This window comes from Arthrobacter sp. Y3223166 (assembly GCF_059090935.1).
In genome coordinates, this window is record NZ_JBNHGE010000077.1 from 1 (window position 1) to 3,393 (window position 3,393).

A 3,393-nucleotide genomic window follows, 5' to 3' on the forward strand; every position below is an offset into this window, starting at 1 on the left:
GCGCGTTCGGCGCCGGCGAGGCGCGGCAGCACCGTTTCATAGGCGTAGGCCAGGCGCTCGTGGCTGCGGACGACGGCGGCCAAGGCCTCCTCCGTCGTCGGCGCGCCGGGCGTCGTCGACCGTGTCACGTCCCCGGCCGGAGCGGAAGGGGCGGCGCAGCCGGGGGAGGCGAGCGGTATCTCCGGGGCTTCCCACGGCGCAGCCACTTCCGAACCGCCGGCCAAAACCTGCGCCTGGGCGAACACCGCGGAGCCGATCGAGGCCAGCAGCCGGGCCAGCCCGGGGTCCGTCTCCTGGGCGTCGGCCAGCAGGTCGCCGGCCAGCCCGGCCAGCTCCCCGGGACCGGGTGGCCTTGCGGCCGGGGGCCGGCTGCCGGCCAAGTCCGCGGGGGAAGACGGGGCCGCGGTGTCTGGCGCGGCAGGGGACCCGGACGGCCACGACGTGGTCAGCCTCAGCAGGTCCGCCTGGGTCCGGAGCAGTTCGGCGGTGGGGGAGTCGCCGTCGTCGTCGTGTTCCTCGAAGGCCGAGGCCAGGTTCTCCAGGCCGGCCAGGGCGTCGAGGCGGGCTTGCTCGGTGGTGCTGGGGGGCGGGGCGGGCTCGGTGATGCTCGCCACCACGGTGCCGGTGCTGACCACGATCGCCGCGGTGAGCAACAGCAGCGGCGCCCGGCGCCACGCCCGGGATGGCGCGGCCTGGTTGCCGCCGCGGCGCCTTGAAGTAGATCCCACAACTGAAGATGATGTCACGGCTTCGGCGTCCGCTGCACCGGCGTAGGCCGGGAACTGGCCGCGGGGAGGCCACCGGTGACGGTAAAGTCGCTAGTCTAGAAGCGAGACTTACCGAAACAGGGAGGCAGTATGGCCCAGCGGCGCGATCACAGCGGCGTGCCCACTACCGGAGGGACATCCGGTACCGACACGTCCGCGGAGGCCGCACGCCTGAAAGAGCTGCTGGAACCGTCCGTGGCCGCGCACGAGTTGTTCCTCGAGGATGTGGAAATCCGCCACGCCGGATCACAGCGCATCGTCCACGTCGTCGTGGACCTGCCCGAGGACCAGACCGGCGGCGTAGGGCTCGATGCCATCGCCGAGGTGTCGCAGGCCCTCTCCAAGACGCTGGATGAGGATCCGCGCGACGACGGCCGCGCCTACAGCCTGGAGGTATCCTCGCCGGGGCTCAGCCGGCCGCTCACCCAGCTGCGCCACTGGCGCCGGAACGTGGGCCGGCTGGTCAAGGTCAAGCTGGTCGCCGGCGACGACGTTGCCGGCCGCCTGCTGGAGGTCGGCGAGGCCGGCGTGACCGTGCGGCCGGAAGAAGCGCCGAAGAAGGGCATGAAGCCCCGTCCCGGCGAACCGGTCCACCTGGACTTTACGAACATCCGCTCCGGCAAGGTCGAAGTGGAGTTCGCCCCGGTAGACGACGACACGATTGCCGCCGCCGACGGCGAGCTGGAGAACGAGGAGGAGGCCTGAGATGGATATCGATATGAGCGCCCTGCGGCTGCTGGAGCGCGAACGCGAAATTCCGCTGGACCTGCTGATCCCCACGATCGAGCAGGCCCTGCTGGTGGCCTATCACAAGTCCCCCGGTTCCATCGACCAGGCCCGGGCCGAGCTGGACCGCAAGAGCGGCCACGTCACCATCTGGGCGGCCGAGGTGGACGACGACGGCACCGTGATCGGCGAGTTTGACGACACGCCCAGCGGGTTCGGCCGGATCGCGGCCAGCACGGCACGCCAGATCATCCTCCAACGGCTGCGCGACGCCGAGGACGACAACGTCTTGGGCGCCTTCCGCGGCAAGGAGGGGGAGCTGGTGTCCGGCCTGATCCAGCAGGGGCACAACCCCCACATGGTCCAGGTGGACCTTGGCACGGTGGAGGCGCTGCTGCCGCCGCCCGAACAGGTCCCGGGGGAGAGCTACGTGCACGGCACGCGCCTGCGCGCCTATGTGGTGGACGTCCACCGCGGCATGAAGGGCCCCTCGATCACCCTGTCCCGTTCCCATCCCGGCCTGGTGCGCAAGCTCTTCGAACTGGAAGTACCCGAGATCGCGGACAAGAGCGTGGAGATTGTTGCCCTGGCGCGGGAGGCCGGCCACCGGACGAAGATCGCCGTCAAGGCCAACGTGCCGGGACTCAATGCCAAGGGTGCCTGCATCGGCGAGATGGGTTCCCGCGTGCGGGCCGTCATGACCGAGCTGCACGACGAAAAGATCGACATCGTCGACTTCAGCGAGGATCCGGCGACGTTCATCGCCAGCGCGCTCTCGCCGTCGCGGGTCAGCTCCGTGACCATCACCGACCCGGAGACGCGTTCCGCCCGGGTCGTGGTGCCGGATTACCAGCTGTCGCTGGCGATCGGCAAGGAAGGGCAAAACGCCCGGCTTGCGGCAAAACTGACGGGCTGGCGGATCGATATCGTGTCCGACGCAGCCATGGCTAAATAGCGCACAAGAAGCAAAAACCACGCCCGGTTTCGGGCCTGCAACACGCCCGGTTCGTTGGCCGGGCACTGGAAGCGGTAGAATATCCATGGCCGGGTTTCCCGACAGTCAAAAGCCCTTGCAGGCGCACGCCCAGGCGGCCACGCCGCCCCAGCGGACCTGCATAGGCTGCCGGCGCCGGGAAGACCAGGCCGTTCTGCTGCGGCTGGCAGTCGAAGAAGTCGACGGTGTTTTCACCGTCGTCGTCGATCCGGGTCGCCGCAGGCCTGGACGCGGTGCCTGGATGCACCGCGGACCGGATTGCATGGAACTGGCTTTGAAACGGCATGCCTTCGGCAGGGCCTTCCGGGCCACTGTTGACAGCAGCACTGTTGCAGACCAGTTCCGTGCTGACGACGAGGCGGCCACCGCGGCCGGCCCCGTCACCCCAACCGTCCAACCTGAAAGCGGGTCAGAAAACTGATGGAAACCCGATGAGTGCCAAGTGATGAGTACTTCATTGTGCTCCGCCCGCGGCCTTTCAGCCCATTCTGCTGAAAGCCGCAGCAAGAATTAGACGGTTCGTGCCCGGCAGACCTGCCTCGTGCGGACCGAGACAGGAGAAATGTGGCCAAGGTCCGCGTACACGAGCTCGCAAAAGAGCTCGGTATTACCTCGAAAGATGCAGTATCCAAACTGCAGGAGCTGGGCGAATTCGTCCGCTCAGCGTCATCGACCATTGAGGCACCCGTCGTGAAGAAGCTTCGCGACGCGTTCCCCGCCGCCGCCCCGAAGGGCGACCAGGCGGCCCCCAAGACAGCACCCAAGGCAGCAGCGCCCAAGCCGGGAGCGAAGCCCGCTCCCAGCGCCCCGGCCGCCCCGGCTCCGGCCGCCCCGGCTCCGGCCGCGGAGGCCACCAAGCCGTCGCCTGCCGCCCCGGCAGCACCGGCTCCTGCCGCTCCGGCAGCT

At 69.1% G+C, this 3,393-nt stretch carries 4 protein-coding genes and 1 pseudogene; 4 read left to right on the plus strand and 1 reads right to left on the minus strand.

The features are described from left to right. Positions 1-728 (minus strand): annotated as a pseudogene (locus tag AC5RUH_RS16490) (hypothetical protein); the annotation flags it as partial. A gap of 129 nt (positions 729-857) precedes the next feature. Here AC5RUH_RS16490 and rimP point away from each other — a divergent pair. The 4 genes from rimP to AC5RUH_RS16510 all read left to right on the plus strand — a co-directional run. Next, entirely contained in the window at positions 858-1,472 is a 615-nt protein-coding gene (rimP, locus tag AC5RUH_RS16495; RefSeq protein ID WP_494014190.1) for a ribosome maturation factor RimP, read from the plus strand. 1 nt (position 1,473) lies between these two features. Then, positions 1,474-2,448 carry a transcription termination factor NusA gene (nusA, locus tag AC5RUH_RS16500; protein ID WP_494002428.1) on the plus strand — a complete coding sequence of 325 codons (975 nt, stop codon included), beginning with the start codon at positions 1,474-1,476 and terminating at the stop codon, positions 2,446-2,448. An 85-nt stretch (positions 2,449-2,533) separates the two neighbouring features. Then, entirely contained in the window at positions 2,534-2,908 is a 375-nt protein-coding gene (locus AC5RUH_RS16505; RefSeq protein ID WP_494129129.1) for a YlxR family protein, read from the plus strand. Between the two features lie 143 nt (positions 2,909-3,051). Continuing rightward, positions 3,052-3,393: translation initiation factor IF-2 N-terminal domain-containing protein (locus AC5RUH_RS16510; protein WP_494129130.1), on the plus strand; the 342-nt coding region annotated here is incomplete at its 3' end.